The 16,798-nt window shown below is 70.4% G+C and carries 13 protein-coding genes and 1 pseudogene; 10 read left to right on the forward strand and 4 right to left on the reverse strand.

The window, feature by feature from the left end; translation table 11 throughout:
• Positions 1–4: 4 nt before the first annotated feature.
• The 3 genes from FB157_RS38585 to FB157_RS47725 form a co-directional block, all read right to left on the reverse strand.
• Positions 5–1,777, reverse strand: a complete 1,773-nt coding sequence (locus tag FB157_RS38585) for an FAD-dependent monooxygenase (protein ID WP_145885392.1) — start codon at positions 1,775–1,777, stop codon at positions 5–7.
• A 17-nt stretch (positions 1,778–1,794) separates the two neighbouring features.
• On the reverse strand, positions 1,795–3,723 hold the full coding sequence (locus FB157_RS38590) for a maleylacetate reductase and hydroxyquinol 1,2-dioxygenase domain-containing protein (protein ID WP_145885393.1): 1,929 nt from the start codon (positions 3,721–3,723) through the stop codon (positions 1,795–1,797).
• Between the two features lie 165 nt (positions 3,724–3,888).
• A complete protein-coding gene (locus FB157_RS47725) occupies positions 3,889–4,119 on the reverse strand; it encodes a hypothetical protein (RefSeq protein WP_186581882.1) in 231 nt (76 codons plus the stop codon).
• On the opposite strand from FB157_RS47725, the pseudogene FB157_RS48935 reads away from it, so the two are divergent.
• From FB157_RS48935 to FB157_RS38620, 6 genes and pseudogenes are all read left to right on the forward strand, one after another.
• Positions 4,025–4,249 (forward strand): annotated as a pseudogene (locus FB157_RS48935) (hypothetical protein); the annotation flags it as partial. The gene FB157_RS47725 and the pseudogene FB157_RS48935 overlap by 95 nt on opposite strands.
• Positions 4,250–4,418: 169 nt before the next feature.
• Positions 4,419–5,504, forward strand: a complete 1,086-nt coding sequence (locus FB157_RS38600; RefSeq protein WP_145885394.1) for an S-(hydroxymethyl)mycothiol dehydrogenase — start codon at positions 4,419–4,421, stop codon at positions 5,502–5,504.
• Positions 5,501–6,136: an MBL fold metallo-hydrolase gene (locus FB157_RS38605; RefSeq protein ID WP_145885395.1), complete on the forward strand. Its 636-nt coding sequence runs from the start codon at positions 5,501–5,503 to the stop codon at positions 6,134–6,136. Before FB157_RS38600 ends, FB157_RS38605 begins: the two co-directional genes overlap by 4 nt.
• 254 nt (positions 6,137–6,390) lie before the next feature.
• Positions 6,391–6,753 carry a bifunctional 3-phenylpropionate/cinnamic acid dioxygenase ferredoxin subunit gene (locus FB157_RS38610; RefSeq protein ID WP_145885396.1) on the forward strand — a complete coding sequence of 121 codons (363 nt, stop codon included), beginning with the start codon at positions 6,391–6,393 and terminating at the stop codon, positions 6,751–6,753.
• Positions 6,750–7,913, forward strand: coding sequence for an NAD(P)/FAD-dependent oxidoreductase (locus tag FB157_RS38615; RefSeq protein WP_145885397.1), 1,164 nt, complete (start codon positions 6,750–6,752; stop codon positions 7,911–7,913). Before FB157_RS38610 ends, FB157_RS38615 begins: the two co-directional genes overlap by 4 nt.
• Before the next feature lie 79 nt (positions 7,914–7,992).
• Positions 7,993–9,126, forward strand: coding sequence for an aromatic ring-hydroxylating dioxygenase subunit alpha (locus FB157_RS38620; protein WP_145885398.1), 1,134 nt, complete (start codon positions 7,993–7,995; stop codon positions 9,124–9,126).
• Positions 9,127–9,193: 67 nt separating this feature from the next.
• On the opposite strand, the gene FB157_RS38625 is transcribed toward FB157_RS38620, so the two are convergent.
• A complete protein-coding gene (locus FB157_RS38625) occupies positions 9,194–9,991 on the reverse strand; it encodes an IclR family transcriptional regulator (RefSeq protein ID WP_145885399.1) in 798 nt (265 codons plus the stop codon).
• Between the two features lie 150 nt (positions 9,992–10,141).
• Here FB157_RS38625 and betA point away from each other — a divergent pair, with 150 nt between their 5' ends.
• The 4 genes from betA (at position 10,142) to FB157_RS38645 (ending at position 16,789) form a co-directional block, all read left to right on the forward strand.
• The gene (betA, locus tag FB157_RS38630; protein ID WP_145885400.1) at positions 10,142–11,812 is read left to right on the forward strand and encodes a choline dehydrogenase; all 1,671 of its coding nucleotides are present in this window, start codon (positions 10,142–10,144) and stop codon (positions 11,810–11,812) included.
• A 389-nt stretch (positions 11,813–12,201) separates the two neighbouring features.
• A complete protein-coding gene (locus tag FB157_RS38635; RefSeq protein WP_145885401.1) occupies positions 12,202–13,671 on the forward strand; it encodes an aldehyde dehydrogenase family protein in 1,470 nt (489 codons plus the stop codon).
• 20 nt (positions 13,672–13,691) lie between these two features.
• On the forward strand, positions 13,692–14,780 hold the full coding sequence (locus tag FB157_RS38640) for a glycine betaine/L-proline ABC transporter ATP-binding protein (protein ID WP_145885402.1): 1,089 nt from the start codon (positions 13,692–13,694) through the stop codon (positions 14,778–14,780).
• Positions 14,780–16,789 (forward strand): proline/glycine betaine ABC transporter permease, encoded by a 2,010-nt coding sequence (locus FB157_RS38645; protein WP_145885403.1) that lies wholly within the window; start codon positions 14,780–14,782, stop codon positions 16,787–16,789. The genes FB157_RS38640 and FB157_RS38645 overlap by 1 nt, the downstream gene beginning before the upstream one ends.
• Positions 16,790–16,798 lie beyond the last annotated feature (9 nt).

Consider the following 16,798-nt stretch of genomic DNA (forward strand, 5'->3'; position numbering starts at 1 on the left):
TCTCCTACCGGGCCAGCACCCGGCGCAGTGCGCCGAGCAGCTCGTTCTGGGCCGACTGCGCGCTTTCGGGGGCGGTGGCGCGGCGCCAGGCGACATGGCCGTCCGGGCGCACCAGCAGCACGCCGTCCTCGGCTATCTCGCTGACCCGGCTCCACTCGCCGTACGCGTCACGGGAGTCGTCGTCCCCGATGCGCACCACCCGCAGCGGTACGCCGAGTTCTGCCCGGCACGCCGTCGCCGCCACGTCCCAGACACCGCCCGACAGGCCGGTCAGCACGGTGAAGGTGCCGTCGCCGACGACGTCCAGCGTGGAGAGACGCTCGCCCTGGGCGTCGACGAGCCATGCGTGCGGCAGTTTCGCGCCGGGCCGTGTGGTCGGTTCGGCCACCAACTCCCGGTCCTGTTCCCAGACTTCGGCAGGGGAGTCGTCGGGAAGCACCGCGGCGGAGACGTAGCGCTGGTTCATCTCGACGCCGTGCGCGTTGAACTCGTAGTTCTTGAGCTGGATCGCCTCTTCGAGCCGGCGCCGCTTCTTGGCACCCTCGGGGGTCGGCGCGTCCAGCGCCGCGAGCCCGTCGGCGATGGCCGCCTCGTCACTGCCGCCGCCGATGCCGAGCACGTCGAAGATCGGGCCGAACTGGTCCCGGCTGAGGTTGGCCCGCTCGACGATCTGCCGCCCGACCGGGGCCCGTTCGGCGGAGTAGCTGTCGAGCAGTTCGGGGCCGGCCTCGCCACGGATCACCATGGCGAGCTTCCAGGCCAGGTTGTAGGAGTCCTGTACGGAGGTGTTGGAGCCGAGTCCGTTGGACGGCGGGTGACGGTGCACCGCGTCGCCCGCGCAGAAGACCCTCCCGGACGAATACTCCGAGGCGTGGCTGTGGTTGACGGTCCACAGCGAGGTCGACGTGATCTCCACCGCCAGTCCGGGGTCGCCGATGAGGTCGCGCACGATCTGCCGGGCCGCCTCCTCGTCCACCTGCGGCGGCGGCTGCTCGATGTCGTACCCCCACACCAGCAGCCACTCGTTCCACGGGCGGACCATGCGCACCAGGCCCATGCCGATGCCGCCGGTCTCGGCGCCGGGCCGCAGCACCCAGTACAGGACGCTCGGCCGGTGGGCGCAGTACCGGGAGAGGTCGGCCTTGAAGACGATGTTCATGCTGCCGGCCTTGGCCATGCGGCCGTCGAAGGGGAGGCCGAGCTGTTCCGCGACCGCGCTGCGCCCGCCGTCCGCGCCGATCAGGTAGCGGGCCCGTACGGTGAACTCGTCGCCGCGGACGCGGTCGCGCAGCAGCGCGGTGACGCCGTTCCCGTCCTGGGTGAAGCTCAGGAACTCGGTGTCGAAGCGCACCTTGGCACCGCGGGCCGCCGCGTTGTTCACCAGGATGGGCTCCAGGTAGGTCTGCGGCAGGTCGATCATCTCGCAGGGGCTCTTCGCCGCGTACTCGCCGTACTTCGCCGGCCCCGTGCCCCAGCTGCGGATACGGCCGATCTCCTGTCCGGTCAGCGCGGTGCACAGCACCGTGTCGCCCATGAGGTGGGACGGGCTGCCGACGGACAGCGCCTCGGACTCCACTCCGAGGTCGCGCAGGACCTCCATGGTGCGCTGGTTGGTGATGTGGGCCCGGGGCGTGTTGGCCAGCCAGCCGTACTTCGTCACCAGCAGGGTGCGGATGCCGTAGGTGGCCAGCAGCAGGGCGGCGGAACCCCCGGCGGGGCCGCTGCCGACGACGAGGACGTCGGTGTCGTACGTGTCGTGTGCATCGGTGGTGGTCATGGGTGGGCGCTCCTCGGTCATCCGGCCAGGGGGGCGAGGCGGAAGGTGTATGAGAGCCGGCGCCACTCGCCGTCGACCCGGCGGCCGTCGGGAGTGGGGCCGGCCTGCGGCGCGAAGTCGACGACGAGCTCGTCCTTCACGCCGAAGACCGTGTCGCTGTCCAGGTAGGCGCCGCCTGACACGAACAGCTGGGTGACGAGCCGGCGGTGGCCCGGCGCGTCGAACATGAAGTGGAGGTGCGGCGCCCGGAAGGGATGGCGCCCGACCGCCGCGAGCATCTGCCCCACCGGCCCGTCCTCCGGGATCGGGTACTCCGAGGGCAGGATCGACCAGAACGTGATCCGTCCCTCGGCGTCGGTGCGCAGCCTGCCACGCAGGACCGGACCCTCCAGGTCCGGGAGCTGGACGTCGTAGAAGCCGTCCTCGTTGGACTGCCACACGTCCACGACCGCGTCCCCGACCGGTTCGCCGTCGGTGTCCGTGACCCGCACGTCCACCCAGAGCGGGGTGCCGGGCAGCCCTCCGGAGATGTCGCCGCCGTGCGGGGTGTCGGGCGGTCCCTCCACGTAGAAGGGACCGAGCACGGCGGACGGAGTGGTCAGGGGAGTACGGGAGTTGGTGAGCAGATCCACGGCACTGGAGACACCGAGCGTGTCCGACAGCAGTACGAACTCCTGGCGGGTCAGGCTGCAGCTCTCGCCGGTGCGGGTGAGGAAGTCGATGGCGTACTGCCATTCCGCCTCGGTGACGTCGTTGGCGGCGAGGAAGGTGTGCAGCTGCCGGACCAGGTCGCTCAGCAGGGTGCGGACGCGCGGGTCGGGCGCCTGCGCGAAGCTGGCCACGACCTGTCCGGTGAGCCGGGACAGCTTGGCCTCGGTGGTGGCGGGACCCTCGGGGCGGCGCCCGTGCCAGGCACCGGCCAGCAGGTCGGCGATGCCCTCGGTGGTCAGCTCGCGCGGGTTCGGGTACGGCGTCGAAGTGGCCAGCTCGGCCGCGTGGGCCAGGCCCGCCTCCGGCATGCCGAGGTCACGCAGCGAGGTGGGGCCGCCCAGGGCGGCGACCAGGTCGTACACACCGCTGGGGGCGTCGGGCACACCCAGTGCGGCGGCGATGCGGCGCATCACGTCGGGCACCGCGGGCGCGTTGTAGGCCATGGCGTGCGGCAGTACGACGGTGTGCGTCTCGGCGTGCGGCAGATCGAAGCTGCCGCCCAGGGTGTGGCACAGCTTGTGGTGCAGGCCCATACCCACCGTGGCGAGGCAGGTCCCCGCGAGCCAGGCGGCGCGCAGCAGGTCGGCGCGCGCCTCCAGGTCGGACGGGTCGGCGGCGAGGCGGGGCAGCGCCCGGGCGATGCGCGAGATCGCGTCGAGGGCCTGCTGGTCGGTGACCGGGTTCGCCTCAACGGAGTACAGGGCCTCGACGGCGTGGGCGAGCGCGTTGACGCCGCTCGTGACCGTCAGGGACAGCGGCAGGGTGAGGGTGAAGTCGACGTCGTAGACGACGGTCTCGGGCAGGATCTCCGGAGAGGACCGGGTGACCTTGCGTCCGTCCCGGGTCTCGCCGAGGACGGGCGTCACCTCGGAGCCGGCGTACGTCGTCGGCAGGATCACCTGCGGCAGTCCCGTGCGCAGGGCCAGGGCCTTCGACAGACCCGTCGTCGAACCGCCCCCGACGGCGACGATGCCGTCCACGGCCGACTCCTTCAGCAGGTCGAGGGCCTGTTCGGTCACCTCCACCGGGGTGTGCATGGCCGCGCCGTCGAACTCCGCCGCCAGGAGGCCGCCGAGCGCCTGGCGAACCCGTGCCGAGGCGGCCGCGAGGGGCCCGCTCGACAGCAGCAGCACCCGCGAGCAGCCGAGCCGCCCGACCTCGTCGGCGAGGCTGCCGACCGTGCCGGCACCGAAGACCACCCGCGAGGGGTGAGATGTGTAGACGAACGTCCGCATGGAACTCTGCCTCCGCGTGTCATCCGGTCGAATCGGTCTCTTGAGTCACCGAGTATGCGAATGACATCCGCGTGAATTCCTGCACGATCCGCGCGCCCCACTGCATGAAACACGCGTCTGTGCGATGCGGCGACGGCCGTCACACAACGGGCCGGCGTGCCGCTGTCACTTCCCGGGAGCGTCGTCGGCGTCGCGCAGCGCGCTCATGGCACGGGCGAGCCGGCTCAGCCCGTCGCGCCCGAGGGGGGTGAGGACCCGGGCACGCAGGAACCGCGTCACCACCTGGGAGACGGCTCGGGCCGTGGCCTCGCCCCGGTCGGTCGGTTCGAGGCAGACGAGGCGTCGGTCGTCCTCGGCGGACCCCGCCGCCGCTGCACGGCACGCGCGGTTCGGCAAGCTTCCCGAGCGCATCCGCCTCGATGGCATGACCGAGGAGGCGGAAGCCGGCCCGAGTGGCGGGGTGGCGGCCGCGTACGACATCGAGAGTTCGTGGAAGTACTCGTGTCTGGCTCTGGACCTGGGGCTGCAGGAGCCGCGGGAAAGACCTGTCGTGACGGTCGGCCGCGCGGCCACGCGATTCCTCCGCCCGACGGATTCTTGACCGCTGCTTCGGCCTCCGCGATGCTGTGTTGCGAAACACGAGATGCGTACCGCATTAGGCAACGTCTCGTCCCTCTGTCAGTCGAGGAGTGGCCATGTCTCAGCAGGTCCGAGCGGTCGTCGCGCGGAGCAAGGGCGCCCCTGTCAGTCTGGAAACGATCGTCGTGCCCGACCCCGGCCCGGGTGAGGCAGTGGTCAAGATCGAGGCCTGCGGCGTCTGCCACACCGATCTGCACTACCGCGAGGGCGGCATCAGCGACGAGTTCCCGTTCCTGCTGGGGCACGAGGCGGCGGGAGTGGTCGAGGCCGTCGGCGAGGGGGTCACCGACGTGGCACCCGGTGACTTCGTGATCCTGAACTGGCGTGCGGTGTGCGGCACTTGCCGGGCCTGTCTGCGCGGGCGGCCCTGGTACTGCTTCAGCACGCACAACGCGAAGCAGAGGATGACCCTGACGGACGGCACGGAGCTGTCGCCCGCGCTGGGGATCGGTGCCTTCGCCGAGAAGACCCTCGTGGCGGCCGGGCAGTGCACCAAAGTGGACCGGGCCGCGTCGGCGGCCGCCGCCGGACTGCTGGGCTGCGGGGTGATGGCGGGCATCGGTGCCGCCATCAACACCGGCAACGTCGGTCGCGGCGACACCGTGGCGGTCATCGGCTGCGGCGGCGTGGGGGACGCGGCGATCGTCGGGGCGAAGCTCGCGGGCGCGGCGAAGGTCATCGCCGTGGACATCGACGACCGCAAGCTGGCCACGGCCGCGAAGCTGGGCGCGACCCACACCGTCAACTCCAGGCAGACCGACGCGGTCGACGCGGTGCGCGAGCTGACCGGGGGCTTCGGCGCCGACGTCGTCATCGAGGCGGTGGGGCGTCCGGAGACCTACCGGCAGGCCTTCTACGCCCGCGATCTCGCCGGGACCGTGGTGCTGGTCGGTGTGCCGACCCCGGAGATGAAGCTGGAGCTGCCGCTGCTGGACGTCTTCGGCCGGGGCGGGGCGCTGAAGTCGTCGTGGTACGGGGACTGCCTGCCCTCCCGCGACTTCCCGATGCTCATCGACCTCTATCTGCAGGGCCGCCTCGACCTGGACGCCTTCGTCACCGAGATCATCGCCCTCGACGAGGTCGAGAAGGCCTTCGAGCGCATGCACCACGGCGACGTCCTGCGCTCGGTGGTGGTCCTGTGACGACCGGCGCCCGCATCGAACACCTCGTCACCTCGGGGACGTTCTCGCTGGACGGCGGCACCTGGGACGTCGACAACAACGTCTGGATCGTGGGGGACGACGACGAGGCACTCGTCATCGACGCCGCCCATGACGCCGACGCGATCGTCCGGGCACTCGGCGGACGCACCCTGCGGGCGATCGTGTGCACCCATGCCCACGACGACCACATCGACGCCGCGCCCGAACTCGCCGACCGGACCGGCGCCCCGATCCTGCTGCACGCCGACGATCTGCCGCTCTGGAAACAGACCCATCCCGACCGGCTGCCCGACGGCGAACTGACCGACGGGCAGCGGCTCCCGGTCGCGGACACCGAGCTGACCGTGCTGCACACCCCGGGCCATGCCCCGGGAGCCGTCTGTCTGTACGCCCCGGGGCTCTGCGCGCTCTTCAGCGGCGACACCCTGTTCGCCGGCGGGCCGGGGGCGACGGGACGGTCCTACAGCGACTTCCCCACCATCATCAGCTCGATCGGGGACCGGCTCCTCGGTCTGCCGGAGGGCACCGTCGTGCACACCGGCCACGGGGAGACCACCACGGTCGGTGCCGAGGCGCCGCATCTCCAGGAGTGGATCGACCGCGGCTTCTGACCGCGTCGGCGCGGAAGCGGCCCTGACCCGGTGACGGACCTCGTGGACGGCACCGGGTCAGGGCCGTCGTCGCACCGGACGAGGCCGTGTCCCCCTTGTTCACCTGCGCTTTCGAGGTCGCTTCGGCATGCCCCGAAGACCGTCGCCCGACCGCGCACAACCCGGCCTGTGGACGCCTTGACAACGCTTCAGAACGGCCCTCAGACTGGTGTTGCGTCAATCGCAATCCGTTTCGTTATACGCACCGAGGTGTCATGATGATTCCCGCGTGCCGTCTCGCGGATCTGCCGCGAGGCGAGGCCCAACGGCTCGACATCGACCCGCCCGTGTCGGTGTTCCACACCGACGACGGCGAGCTCTTCGCCATCGACGACACCTGCACCCACCAGGACGCCTCGCTCGCCGACGGCTGGCTGGAGGGCTGCGAGGTGGAATGCCCCCTGCACGCCTCCAAGTTCGACCTCAGGACCGGAGCCGTGGACGCACCCCCGGCCAAGCTCCCGGTCCGCACCCACGAGGTCGTGGTCGAGGACGGGATGGTCTACGTCCGGCTGTCGACGGACGCGCCCAACCTGCCGCCGTGCATCGCCGCCCGCCTCGCCGGCGGCCCCGCGTGAGGACCGTCGCCGTGGTGGGGGCGTCGCTGGCCGGTCTGTCGGCCGCGCGCGCACTGCGGGAGCGCGGGTACGACGGCCGGCTCGTCGTCATCGGGGACGAGCCCCACCGCCCGTACGACAGGCCGCCGCTGTCCAAGGAGTTCCTGGCCGGTGCCATCGGCGAGGGGGACCTGGCGCTGGAGCGGGACGACGAGGAACTCGGGGCGGAGTGGGTGCTCGGGGTCCGCGCCACCGGTCTCGACCGCACCGAGCGGGCTGTCCGGCTCGCCGACGGCCGGGAGATCCGCGCCGACGGCGTGGTCGTCGCGACCGGAGCCGCCGCCCGCACCCTGCCCGGCACCGACGGACTCGCCGGGGTCCATGTACTGCGCACCGTCGACGACGCCCGCGCCCTGCGCGACGACCTCGCCCGCGGCGGACGGCTGGTGGTGATCGGCGGCGGGTTCATCGGCGCCGAGGTGGCCTCCACGGCGTACGCCCTCGGCCTGGACGTGACCGTGATCGAGGCGGCGCCGACGCCGCTGGCCGCACCGCTCGGCGAGGTGATGGGCGGGGTCGTCTCGGCCCTCCACGCCGACCACGGCGTACGGCTGCTGTGCGGGGTCGGGGTGAAGGGGCTGAGCGGGGAGCGCAGGGTGGATGCCGTACTGCTGGAGGACGGTCGCTCCGTTCCCGCCGACACGGTCGTCGTCGGGGTCGGCGCGCGCCCCTGCGTCGACTGGCTCGAGGGGTCCGGCGTCGCGCTGGACAACGGAGTGAAGTGCGGCGCCGACGGGCGTACCAGTGTCGCCGGGGTGGTCGCCGTGGGCGACTGCGCCAACTGGTACGACCCGCGCACCGGAATCCACCGCAGGGTCGAGCACTGGACCGGTGCGCTGGAACGGCCCGCCGCCGCCGTGGCCACGCTGCTCGCGCACGGTGCCACGGAACCGGGTGTGCCGCGGCCGCCGTACTTCTGGTCCGACCAGTACGGCGTGAAGATCCAGTTCGTCGGCCATGCCGCCGGGGCCGACAGCGTGACGGTCGAGGAGGGCTCCACCGACGATCGCAGCTTCCTCGCCGTCTACCGGCGGGCCGGCCGGCCGGTCGCCGCGCTCGGGATGAACCAGCCGCGGCTGTTCACCCGCTGGCGCAAGCAGTTCACCGCCACCGCATCCTGACACCGCGCCGGCGCCCTCTCGTGCTGCGTTGCCCGGCACGTGACCGAACCTTCCACGACGCTTCCCGAGGAGTGCAGCGTTGACCTCGACAAACCTGCCGGACAGCCTCATCGCCACCCTTCCCGGCTCCGCCTACACGGACCCGGGGGTCTTCGCCCAGGAGCAGGAACGCATCTTCGAGACGATGTGGTTCTGCGTCGCCCGCGCCGCGGACCTGCCGAAGCCCGGTGCCTTCCGCACTGTCGACGTGGGCCGTGAGAGCATCCTCGTCACCCGGGCCCGGGACCACTCGATCCGCGCCTACTTCAATGTCTGCCGGCACCGCGGAGCCAAGCTCTGCACCGAGGATTCCGGCGAGGTCAAGCGGGCCTTCCAGTGCCCGTACCACGCCTGGACCTACGGCCTGGACGGCAAGCTGGTCGCGGCGCCCAACCTCACGAAGATGCCCGACGTCGGCCGCACCGAGTACGGCCTGGTGAGTGTGGCCGTGCGGGAATGGCTCGGCTACGTCTGGGTGTGCCTCGCCGAGGACCCGCCCTCCTTCGAGGAGGACGTGATGGGGGCCGTGGTCGAGCGGCTGGGCGACGTCGAGTCGATCGAGCGCTACGACATCGACAACCTCGCGGTGGGCAGGCGGATCGTCTACGACGTCAAGGCGAACTGGAAGCTCATCATCGAGAACTTCATGGAGTGCTACCACTGCGCCACGATCCATCCCGAACTGACCGAGGTGCTGCCCGAGTTCGCCGACGGCTACGCCGCCCAGTACTACGTCGGCCACGGCGCCGAGTTCGGCGAGGCCGTCCAGGGCTTCACCGTCGACGGCACCGAGGGGCTGGACCGCATCCCCTCAGTCTCCGAGGACCAGGACCGCCGGTACTACGCGATCACCGTCAAGCCGCAGGTGTTCATCAACCTGGTGCCCGACCACGTGATCTTCCATCGGATGTATCCGGTCGCCGTCGACCGCACCGTCGTCGAGTGCGACTGGCTCTATCTCCCGCACGTGGTCGAGAGCGGCAAGGATGTCGGCCGGTCCGTGGAACTCTTCGACCGGGTCAATCGCCAGGACTTCGACGCCTGCGAGCGCACCCAGCCGGGCATGGGCTCACGGCTGTACGCCAAGGGCGGCGTGCTGGTGCCCAGTGAGCACCACATCGGTGCCTTCCACGACTGGGTGCACGAGCGGCTCGGTACCCGGCAGCCGGAGTGAGGCGGAGGGTGCCCGTGGCCCGCGCGGGGGGCGGACGCGGGCCGTACGGCGGTCGTACTGTACGTGCTCAGCCCAGGTACCCCATGCGATGGCTGATCTCCTCCGCGCCCTTCACCAGCACCGGAGCCAGCTCGTGCATACGCTCCTCGGTGAACCGGTACGACGGCCCGGAAGCGCTGATCGAGCCGATGACCTGGCCTTCCCGGTCCCGGATCGGCGCGGCCATGGCGTGCAGCCCGATCTCCAGCTCCTCCAGCGTCCAGGCGTAACCGCGCTCCCGGGCCTCGGCGAGATTCTTCTCCAGCTTCGTCTTCGAGGAGATCGTGTGCGGGGTCAGCTTCTTCAGGCCGGCCTCCGTGACCAGCTCGGCGCGCTCCTGGGCGGGCAGATGGGCCAGCATGATCTTGCCGCTGGAGGTGGCGTGCAGGGGAGTCAGCTGGCCGACCCAGTTGTGCGCGGTGACGGCGGACTGACCGCGCACCTGGTAGAGGTTGATCGCGTAGTGCTCCTGCATCACCGCGATGTTGACCGTCTCGCCGATCTCCTCGGCCAGACGCTCGCACACCTGGCGGCTCTGCTGGGTGATGTCGATGCGTCCCGTCACGGCACCCGCCAGGCGTACGATGCCGAAGCCGAGCCGGTACTTGCCGCGCTCGCCCGCCTGCTCGACGAGACCGCGCGCCTCCAGGGCGCCGAGCAGACGGAACGCGGTCGACTTGTGAACATCGATCTCGGCGGCCACTTCGCTGACGCCCGCCTCGCCGCGCTGGGCGAGGATCTCCAGGACGCTGATGGCCCGGTCGACGGACTGGACGCCGCCGGACGGTGAAGCGGTCGTTTCGCTATCCGGACTGTAGTTGCTCATAGCGGAACTATACGCGCAGTAAACAACGCACTTGCAAGTAATGAGATGTGAACAAAGATCTTACAAGTTGCGTTGTTCGCAACCTAGTGCGCATGACGATACTCGTACTAGCATCCCCGCATAGCGACGACGCGAGCGAGACGAGGCACCATGGCTCTCCTGCACTACGACTTCGTCATCGTCGGCGGTGGATCGGCCGGCAGCGCACTTGCGAACCGGCTCTCGGCCGAGCCCGGGAACCGGGTGCTCGTGCTGGAGGCGGGCCGCCCCGACTATCCCTGGGACGTGTTCATCCACATGCCCGCGGCGCTGACCTATCCCATCGGCAGCCGTTTCTACGACTGGAAGTACGAGTCCGAGCCCGAGCCCCACATGGGCGGCCGGCGCGTCTACCACGCGCGCGGCAAGGTGCTCGGCGGCTCCAGCAGCATCAACGGCATGATCTTCCAGCGTGGCAACCCGATGGACTACGAGCGCTGGGCGGCCGACCCCGGCATGGAGACCTGGGACTACGCCCACTGTCTGCCGTACTTCCGCCGCATGGAGAACTGTCTGGCGGCCGACCCGGACGACGAGTTCCGCGGCCATGACGGCCCCCTCGTCCTGGAGCGCGGCCCGGCCACCAACCCGCTCTTCTCCGCCTTCCTCGAGGCCACCCAGGAGGCGGGCTACGCGCCCACGGACGATGTCAACGGCTATCGGCAGGAAGGTTTCGCCAAGTTCGACCGCAATGTCCACCGCGGCCGGCGCCTTTCGGCGTCCAAGGCGTATCTCAAGCCCGCCAGGAGGCGTCCCAACCTCACCGTGAAGACGCGCGCCCTCGTCACCCGCGTCCTCTTCGAGGGCAAGAAGGCCGTGGGGGTCGAGTTCCAGCGTGGCAGGGGTGCCCTCCAGCAGGTCCGGGCCAAGGAGGTCATCCTCTGCGGCGGCGCGATCAACTCCCCGCAGCTGCTGCAGCTCTCCGGCGTCGGCAACGCCGAGGAACTGCGCGCCCTCGGCATCGACGTCGTCCACGATCTGCCGGGCGTCGGCGAGAACATGCAGGACCACCTCGAGGTGTACATCCAGTACGCCTGCAAACAGCCCGTCTCCATGCAGCCGTACCTGGCGAAGTGGCGGGCCCCCTTCATCGGCCTGCAGTGGCTCCTGCGCAAGGGGCCGGCGGCCACCAACCACTTCGAGGCCGGCGGCTTCTGCCGCAGCAACGAGGACGTGGACTACCCCAACCTGATGTTCCACTTCCTGCCCATCGCGGTCCGCTACGACGGCTCCGTACCGGCCGGCGGCCATGGCTACCAGGTCCACGTGGGCCCCATGTACTCCGACGCGCTCGGCTCGGTGAAGATCAAGAGCAAGGATCCGCACGAACACCCGGCGCTGCGCTTCAACTACCTCTCCACCGAGCAGGACCGCCGCGAATGGGTCGAAGCGATCCGGGTGGCCCGCAGGCTCCTCAACCAGCCCGCACTCGCCCCCTACAACGACGGGGAGATCTCGCCCGGCCCGTCCGTGGAGACGGACGAGGAGATCCTCGCCTGGGTCGCCAGGGACGGCGAGACCGCCCTGCACCCCTCCTGCACCTGCAAGATGGGCACCGACGAGATGTCCGTCGTCGACCCGCAGAGCATGCGGGTGCACGGTCTCGACGGGCTGCGCGTGGTGGACGCCTCGGTGATGCCGTACGTCACCAACGGCAACATCTACGCGCCGGTGATGATGATCGCCGAGAAGGCGGCCGACCTCATCCTCGGCAAGGAGCCGCTGGCGCCGTCCAAGGCCGCGTACTACCGGCACCGCGACGCCCAGAAGCAGGCCGGGTAGCCGGTGGGCGCCCGGGCCCCGCGGGCACTGCTCGCCCGCGGGGCCCGGAGCCGGCGCTCGGCCGCACCGGGCGGCTGCGGGCTGCGGGAGCCGACGACCCGTTCGTGCCGGTGGGCGACGCCGACCCACCGGACGGTCCGTACGGCGGAGCCCGTCGGCGGGAGTGGCCGGACTGCGCCTGTTCAGCTCCGACCGGATCGCCGAGACGTAGCGCCGGCGCCGTAAGGTGCTGGACCGGCCGTGTGGGCCGACACCCCTGGTGGAGTGCCGCTCAGGTGGCCGAATCGGGACATGCAGACCCCTTGACGGGTGTCCGTACATTCGGCCAGGGTGTTCCACCACAAGCAATACAGTGCACAATGCGCAACGAATTTTCGAAGGGCGCGGCAGTGGCAGATCTGTATGTGGACGGAGAATGGCGCACCGCGGTGGCGGGCGGCCTCCGGGAGATCCGCTGTCCGGCGGACGGTACGCCGGTCGCGACGGTCTCGGAGGCGACCCGCCCCGACACCGAGGCGGCGATCGCCGCGGCCCGGCGCGCCTTCGACGACGGCCCCTGGCCGCGTACCCCCGAGCGCGAGCGCGGCGCACTGCTGCTGCGCACCGCCGACCTGATCGAGCGCGACGCCAAGGAGTTCGCCCGGGCCGAGTCGCTGGACACCGGCAAGCGGCTGGTGGAGAGCGAGTACGACATCGCCGACGTCGTCTCCTGCTTCCGCTACTACGGCGGGCTCGCCGGTACCGACGCCGGCCGGGTGATCGACACCGGCCGCGACGACGCCGTCAGCCGTGTGGTCTACGAACCCGTCGGTGTGTGCGGACTGATCACCCCGTGGAACTACCCGCTGCTGCAGGCCAGTTGGAAGGTCGCTCCGGCGCTCCTGGCCGGCAACACGATCGTCCTCAAACCGAGCGAGCTCACCCCCTCCAGCTCCGTCCTGCTGATGAAGTCGCTGGAGGAGGCCGGGCTCCCGCCCGGTGCCGCCAACCTCGTCCTGGGCGCCGGGCCCGAGGCCGGTGCCCCGCTCTCCGAGCACCCCGCCGTCGACATGGTCTCCTTCACCGGCGGCCTGGAGACCGGCAGACGGATCATGGCCGCCGCCGCCACCACGGTGAAGAAGGTGGCGCTCGAACTCGGTGGCAAGAACCCCAACGTGATCTTCGCCGACGCCGACTTCGAGACGGCCGTGGACTTCGCCCTCACGGCCGTCTTTCTGCACTCCGGGCAGGTCTGCTCGGCCGGTGCCCGCCTGATCGTCGAGGACTCCCTGCACGACCGCCTGGTCGACGAGGTCGTCCGCCGCGCCCGGCGCATCCGTCTCGGCGGACCCTTCGACCCCGAGGCCGAGACCGGCGCGCTGATCTCCGCCCAGCACCGGGACAAGGTCGAGGCGTACGTGGCGGCCGGCGTCGCCGAGGGTGCCGTGCTGCGCTGCGGCGGGCAGCGGCCCGCCGACCCCGCCCTCGCGAACGGCCACTACTACCCGCCGACCGTCCTCGACGAGTGCCGGCAGGACATGCGCGTGGTGCACGAGGAGTCCTTCGGTCCCGTCCTCACGGTCGAGCGCTTCACCGACGAGGACGACGCCGTACGCATCGCCAACGACACCGAGTACGGACTCGCCGGAGCCGTGTGGACCCAGGACGCCGGAAAGGCCCAGCGGGTCGCCCGGCGGCTGCGCCACGGCACGGTGTGGATCAACGACTACCACCCCTACGTGCCGCAAGCGGAATGGGGTGGCTTCGGGCACTCGGGCGTGGGCCGGGAGCTGGGGCCGACCGGCCTGAACGAGTACCGAGAGCCCAAACACATCTGGCAGAACATCCAACCCCGGCCGCAGCACTGGTTCCGCGGCTGAACGCCGAAAAGAGGTCGATCGTGACCCCAACACAGACCGAGGTGCCGCAGCGGCGCGGCACACCCCAGGACTCGGACGCCACTCCGGTCATCTCCGTGCGCAATCTGTGGAAGGTGTTCGGGCCGAAGGCCGACCGGGTGCCGGGCTCAGAGGAGCTGTGCGGTCTCTCCCGCCGTGAGCTCATGGATCGCACGGGATGCACAGCCGCCGTGCGCGACGTGAACTTCGAGGTGGCGCCGGGCGAGGTCTTCGTCGTCATGGGTCTGTCCGGCTCCGGCAAGTCCACGCTGGTGCGATGTCTGACCCGGCTGATCGAACCCACCGCCGGTGAGGTCGTCTTCGAGGGCCAGGACATCCGCGAGGCGGACGACAAGCGCCTGCGCGAGCTGCGCCGCCGCAAGTTCTCCATGGTCTTCCAGCACTTCGGGCTGCTGCCCCACCGCCGGGTGGTCGACAACGTGGCCTTCGGGCTGGAGATCCGCGGGATGAGCAGGGCCGAACGCACCCGGCGGGCCCTGGAGGTCGTCGAACTGGTGGGCCTCGCCGGCTACGAGAACTCCTACCCCGACCAGCTCTCCGGCGGTATGCAGCAGCGCGTCGGCCTCGCCCGGGCTCTGGCCGGCGATCCGGACGTGCTCTTCTTCGACGAGCCGTTCTCCGCGCTCGACCCGCTGATCCGCCGCGACATGCAGAACGAGGTCATCCGGCTGCACCACGAGGTCGGCAAGACCATGGTGTTCATCACCCACGACCTCTCCGAGGCGCTCAAGCTGGGCGACCGTATCCTGATCATGCGCGACGGCAAGATGGTCCAGTGCGGCACCGGTGACGAGCTGGTGGGCGCCCCCGCCGACGACTACGTGCGCGAGTTCGTCAAGGACGTACCGCGCGGCGATGTGCTCACCCTGCGCTGGATCATGCGCCCGGCCGAGCCCGACGACGCCCTGGACGGACCCGAGTTGGGGCCGGACGTCGTGGTGCGCGAGGCCACCCGCGCCGTCCTCGCGGCCGACCGGCCGGTCAAGGTCGTCGAGAACGGCAAGCTGCTCGGCATCGTCGGCGACGAGGAGATCCTCTCCGTGGTCGCCGGGCGGGAAGGCGGCGCGTGATGACCGTCGCCATCGAGAAACCCGAGAAGCCCGAGAAGACGGCGACGGCAGAGCCGGCCGCTGCCGCCAGAGGAACACGCAAGGTCGGCCGGCCTGTGATGGCCGGTGCGATCGTGGTCGTCTGGCTGGTGCTGTTCGCCGTGCTGCGCGGCAAGGAGACCCTGTCCCTGGCGGCGGCCGACCTCACCGACCTGCACCGGTGGCTCAACGACCTCAACGACTCCATCGGCGCCAACCGCAACTCCAACCCGCTCTTCCTGTACTTCTTCAACGAGATCCGGCTGGTCATCGACAACCTGGTGACCTTCGTCCAGCACCTGATCTCACAGCCGTCCGGCGCCCGCCCGGTCCCGCAGATCGGCTGGCTCGGCGTCGTCGGTCTCGCCGGCTACGTCTCCTGGGCCGTGGGCAACTGGCGGGTCGCGCTGCTGGCCGTGGCCGGCTTCACCTTCATGGGTCTGCAGGGCCTGTGGCAGCCGAGCATGGACACCCTGGCGCTGACCCTCTCCGCGGTCTTCGTCGCGCTGCTGTTCGCGATCCCGCTGGGTGTGTGGGCGGGGCTGTCCGACCGCTTCAACCGGATCATGACGCCTTTCCTGGACTTCATGCAGACGATGCCGACCTTCGTCTACCTGGCACCGCTGACCCTGTTCTTTCTCATCGGCGGGGCCTCCGCCACCATCGCCACCGTCATCTACGCGGCTCCGCCGGCGATCCGCATCACCGCGCACGCCATCCGGAACGTGCCGGCGACGACGGTCGAGGCGGCCGACTCGCTGGGCGCCACGCGCCGCCAGTCGCTGCAGAAGGTCCTGCTGCCGATGTCCAAGCGGACCGTGGTGATGGGCGTCAACCAGACCATCATGGCCGCCCTGGCCATGGTGACCATCGCGGCACTGATCAACGCGCCCGGCCTCGGCCCGGTCGTGATCCAGGCGCTGCAGTCGCTCGACGTGGGCACGGCCTTCAACGCCGGACTCGCCATCGTCGTCATGGCGATCGTCCTGGACCGGGTCACGACCGCGGCCGCCGCACGCGAGGAGAACGCACGGAACACCGAGCACAGCTTCGCCAAGTGGCGGCGGCCGCTGCTGGGCGCCGGCGCGGCGGTCGCGGTGGTCCTGGTCTACCTCTCGCACACCTACGTGTGGGCGGCCGACTTCCCCGGTGACGGCACCGTCGGCAGCCACATCGCGAGCGCGGCGGACACCGCGACCAACTGGGCGCAGGACCATCTGTCGGGCCTGACCAACGCCATCCGCGACGTCATCACCAACGGCCTGCTCAACCCGTTCCAGACGCTGCTCACGGACTCTCCGTGGTGGCTCGTCGGCGCGGTGCTGGTCGCGCTCGGCGTGGTGCTCGGCGGATGGAAGGCCGGGATCACCACGGCCGTGTGCGTGGGCCTGCTGGTCGGCACCGGTCTGTGGTCGGACGCCATGACCACGCTGGCCTCGACACTCGTCGCGACGGTGCTGGTGATGGTGCTCGGCATCGTCTTCGGCGTGTGGATGGGGCGCAGCGTGATGGTGGACCGGCTGATCCGGCCCAGCCTGGACGCGGCCCAGGTCATGCCGCCGTTCGTCTATCTGGTGCCGTTCCTCGCGCTGTTCGGTGCCAGCCGTTTCACGGCCATCGTCGCCGCGGTCGTCTACGGGGCGCCCGTCGCCATGAAGATCATCGCGGACGGGATCCGGGCCGTGCCCGAGACCACCGTGGAGGCGGCCACCTCCGCCGGGTGCAACACCTGGCAGATCATCACCAAGGTTCAACTGCCGATGTCACGCAGTGCCCTGACGCTCGCGACCAACCAGGGGCTGATCTACGTGCTGTCGATGGTTGTGGTGGGCGGCCTGGTAGGCGCGGGCGCCCTCGGCTACGACGTCGTGGCCGGATTCTCGCAGGGAGAGCTGTACGGCAAGGGGCTGGCGGCGGGACTCGCCATCGTACTGCTCGGAGTCATGTTCGACCGGATCACTCAGGCAGCGGCGCGACGCGCGAGCGCTTAAGGAGCACGA

It is taken from the genome of Streptomyces sp. BK340, from assembly GCF_007827595.1.
GTDB lineage: Bacteria > Actinomycetota > Actinomycetes > Streptomycetales > Streptomycetaceae > Streptomyces.

Bases quoted from the DNA above. Each gene is read 5' to 3' on its own strand.
- FB157_RS38585 (WP_145885392.1), bottom strand. From the start codon at position 1,777: ATGACCACCACCGATGCACACGACACGTACGACACCGACGTCCTCGTC.
- FB157_RS38590 (WP_145885393.1), bottom strand. From the start codon at position 3,723: ATGCGGACGTTCGTCTACACATCTCACCCCTCGCGGGTGGTCTTCGGT.
- FB157_RS38600 (WP_145885394.1), top strand. From the start codon at position 4,419: ATGTCTCAGCAGGTCCGAGCGGTCGTCGCGCGGAGCAAGGGCGCCCCT.
- FB157_RS38610 (WP_145885396.1), top strand. From the start codon at position 6,391: ATGATGATTCCCGCGTGCCGTCTCGCGGATCTGCCGCGAGGCGAGGCC.
- FB157_RS38625 (WP_145885399.1), bottom strand. From the start codon at position 9,991: ATGAGCAACTACAGTCCGGATAGCGAAACGACCGCTTCACCGTCCGGC.
- betA (WP_145885400.1), top strand. From the start codon at position 10,142: ATGGCTCTCCTGCACTACGACTTCGTCATCGTCGGCGGTGGATCGGCC.
- FB157_RS38645 (WP_145885403.1), top strand. From the start codon at position 14,780: ATGACCGTCGCCATCGAGAAACCCGAGAAGCCCGAGAAGACGGCGACG.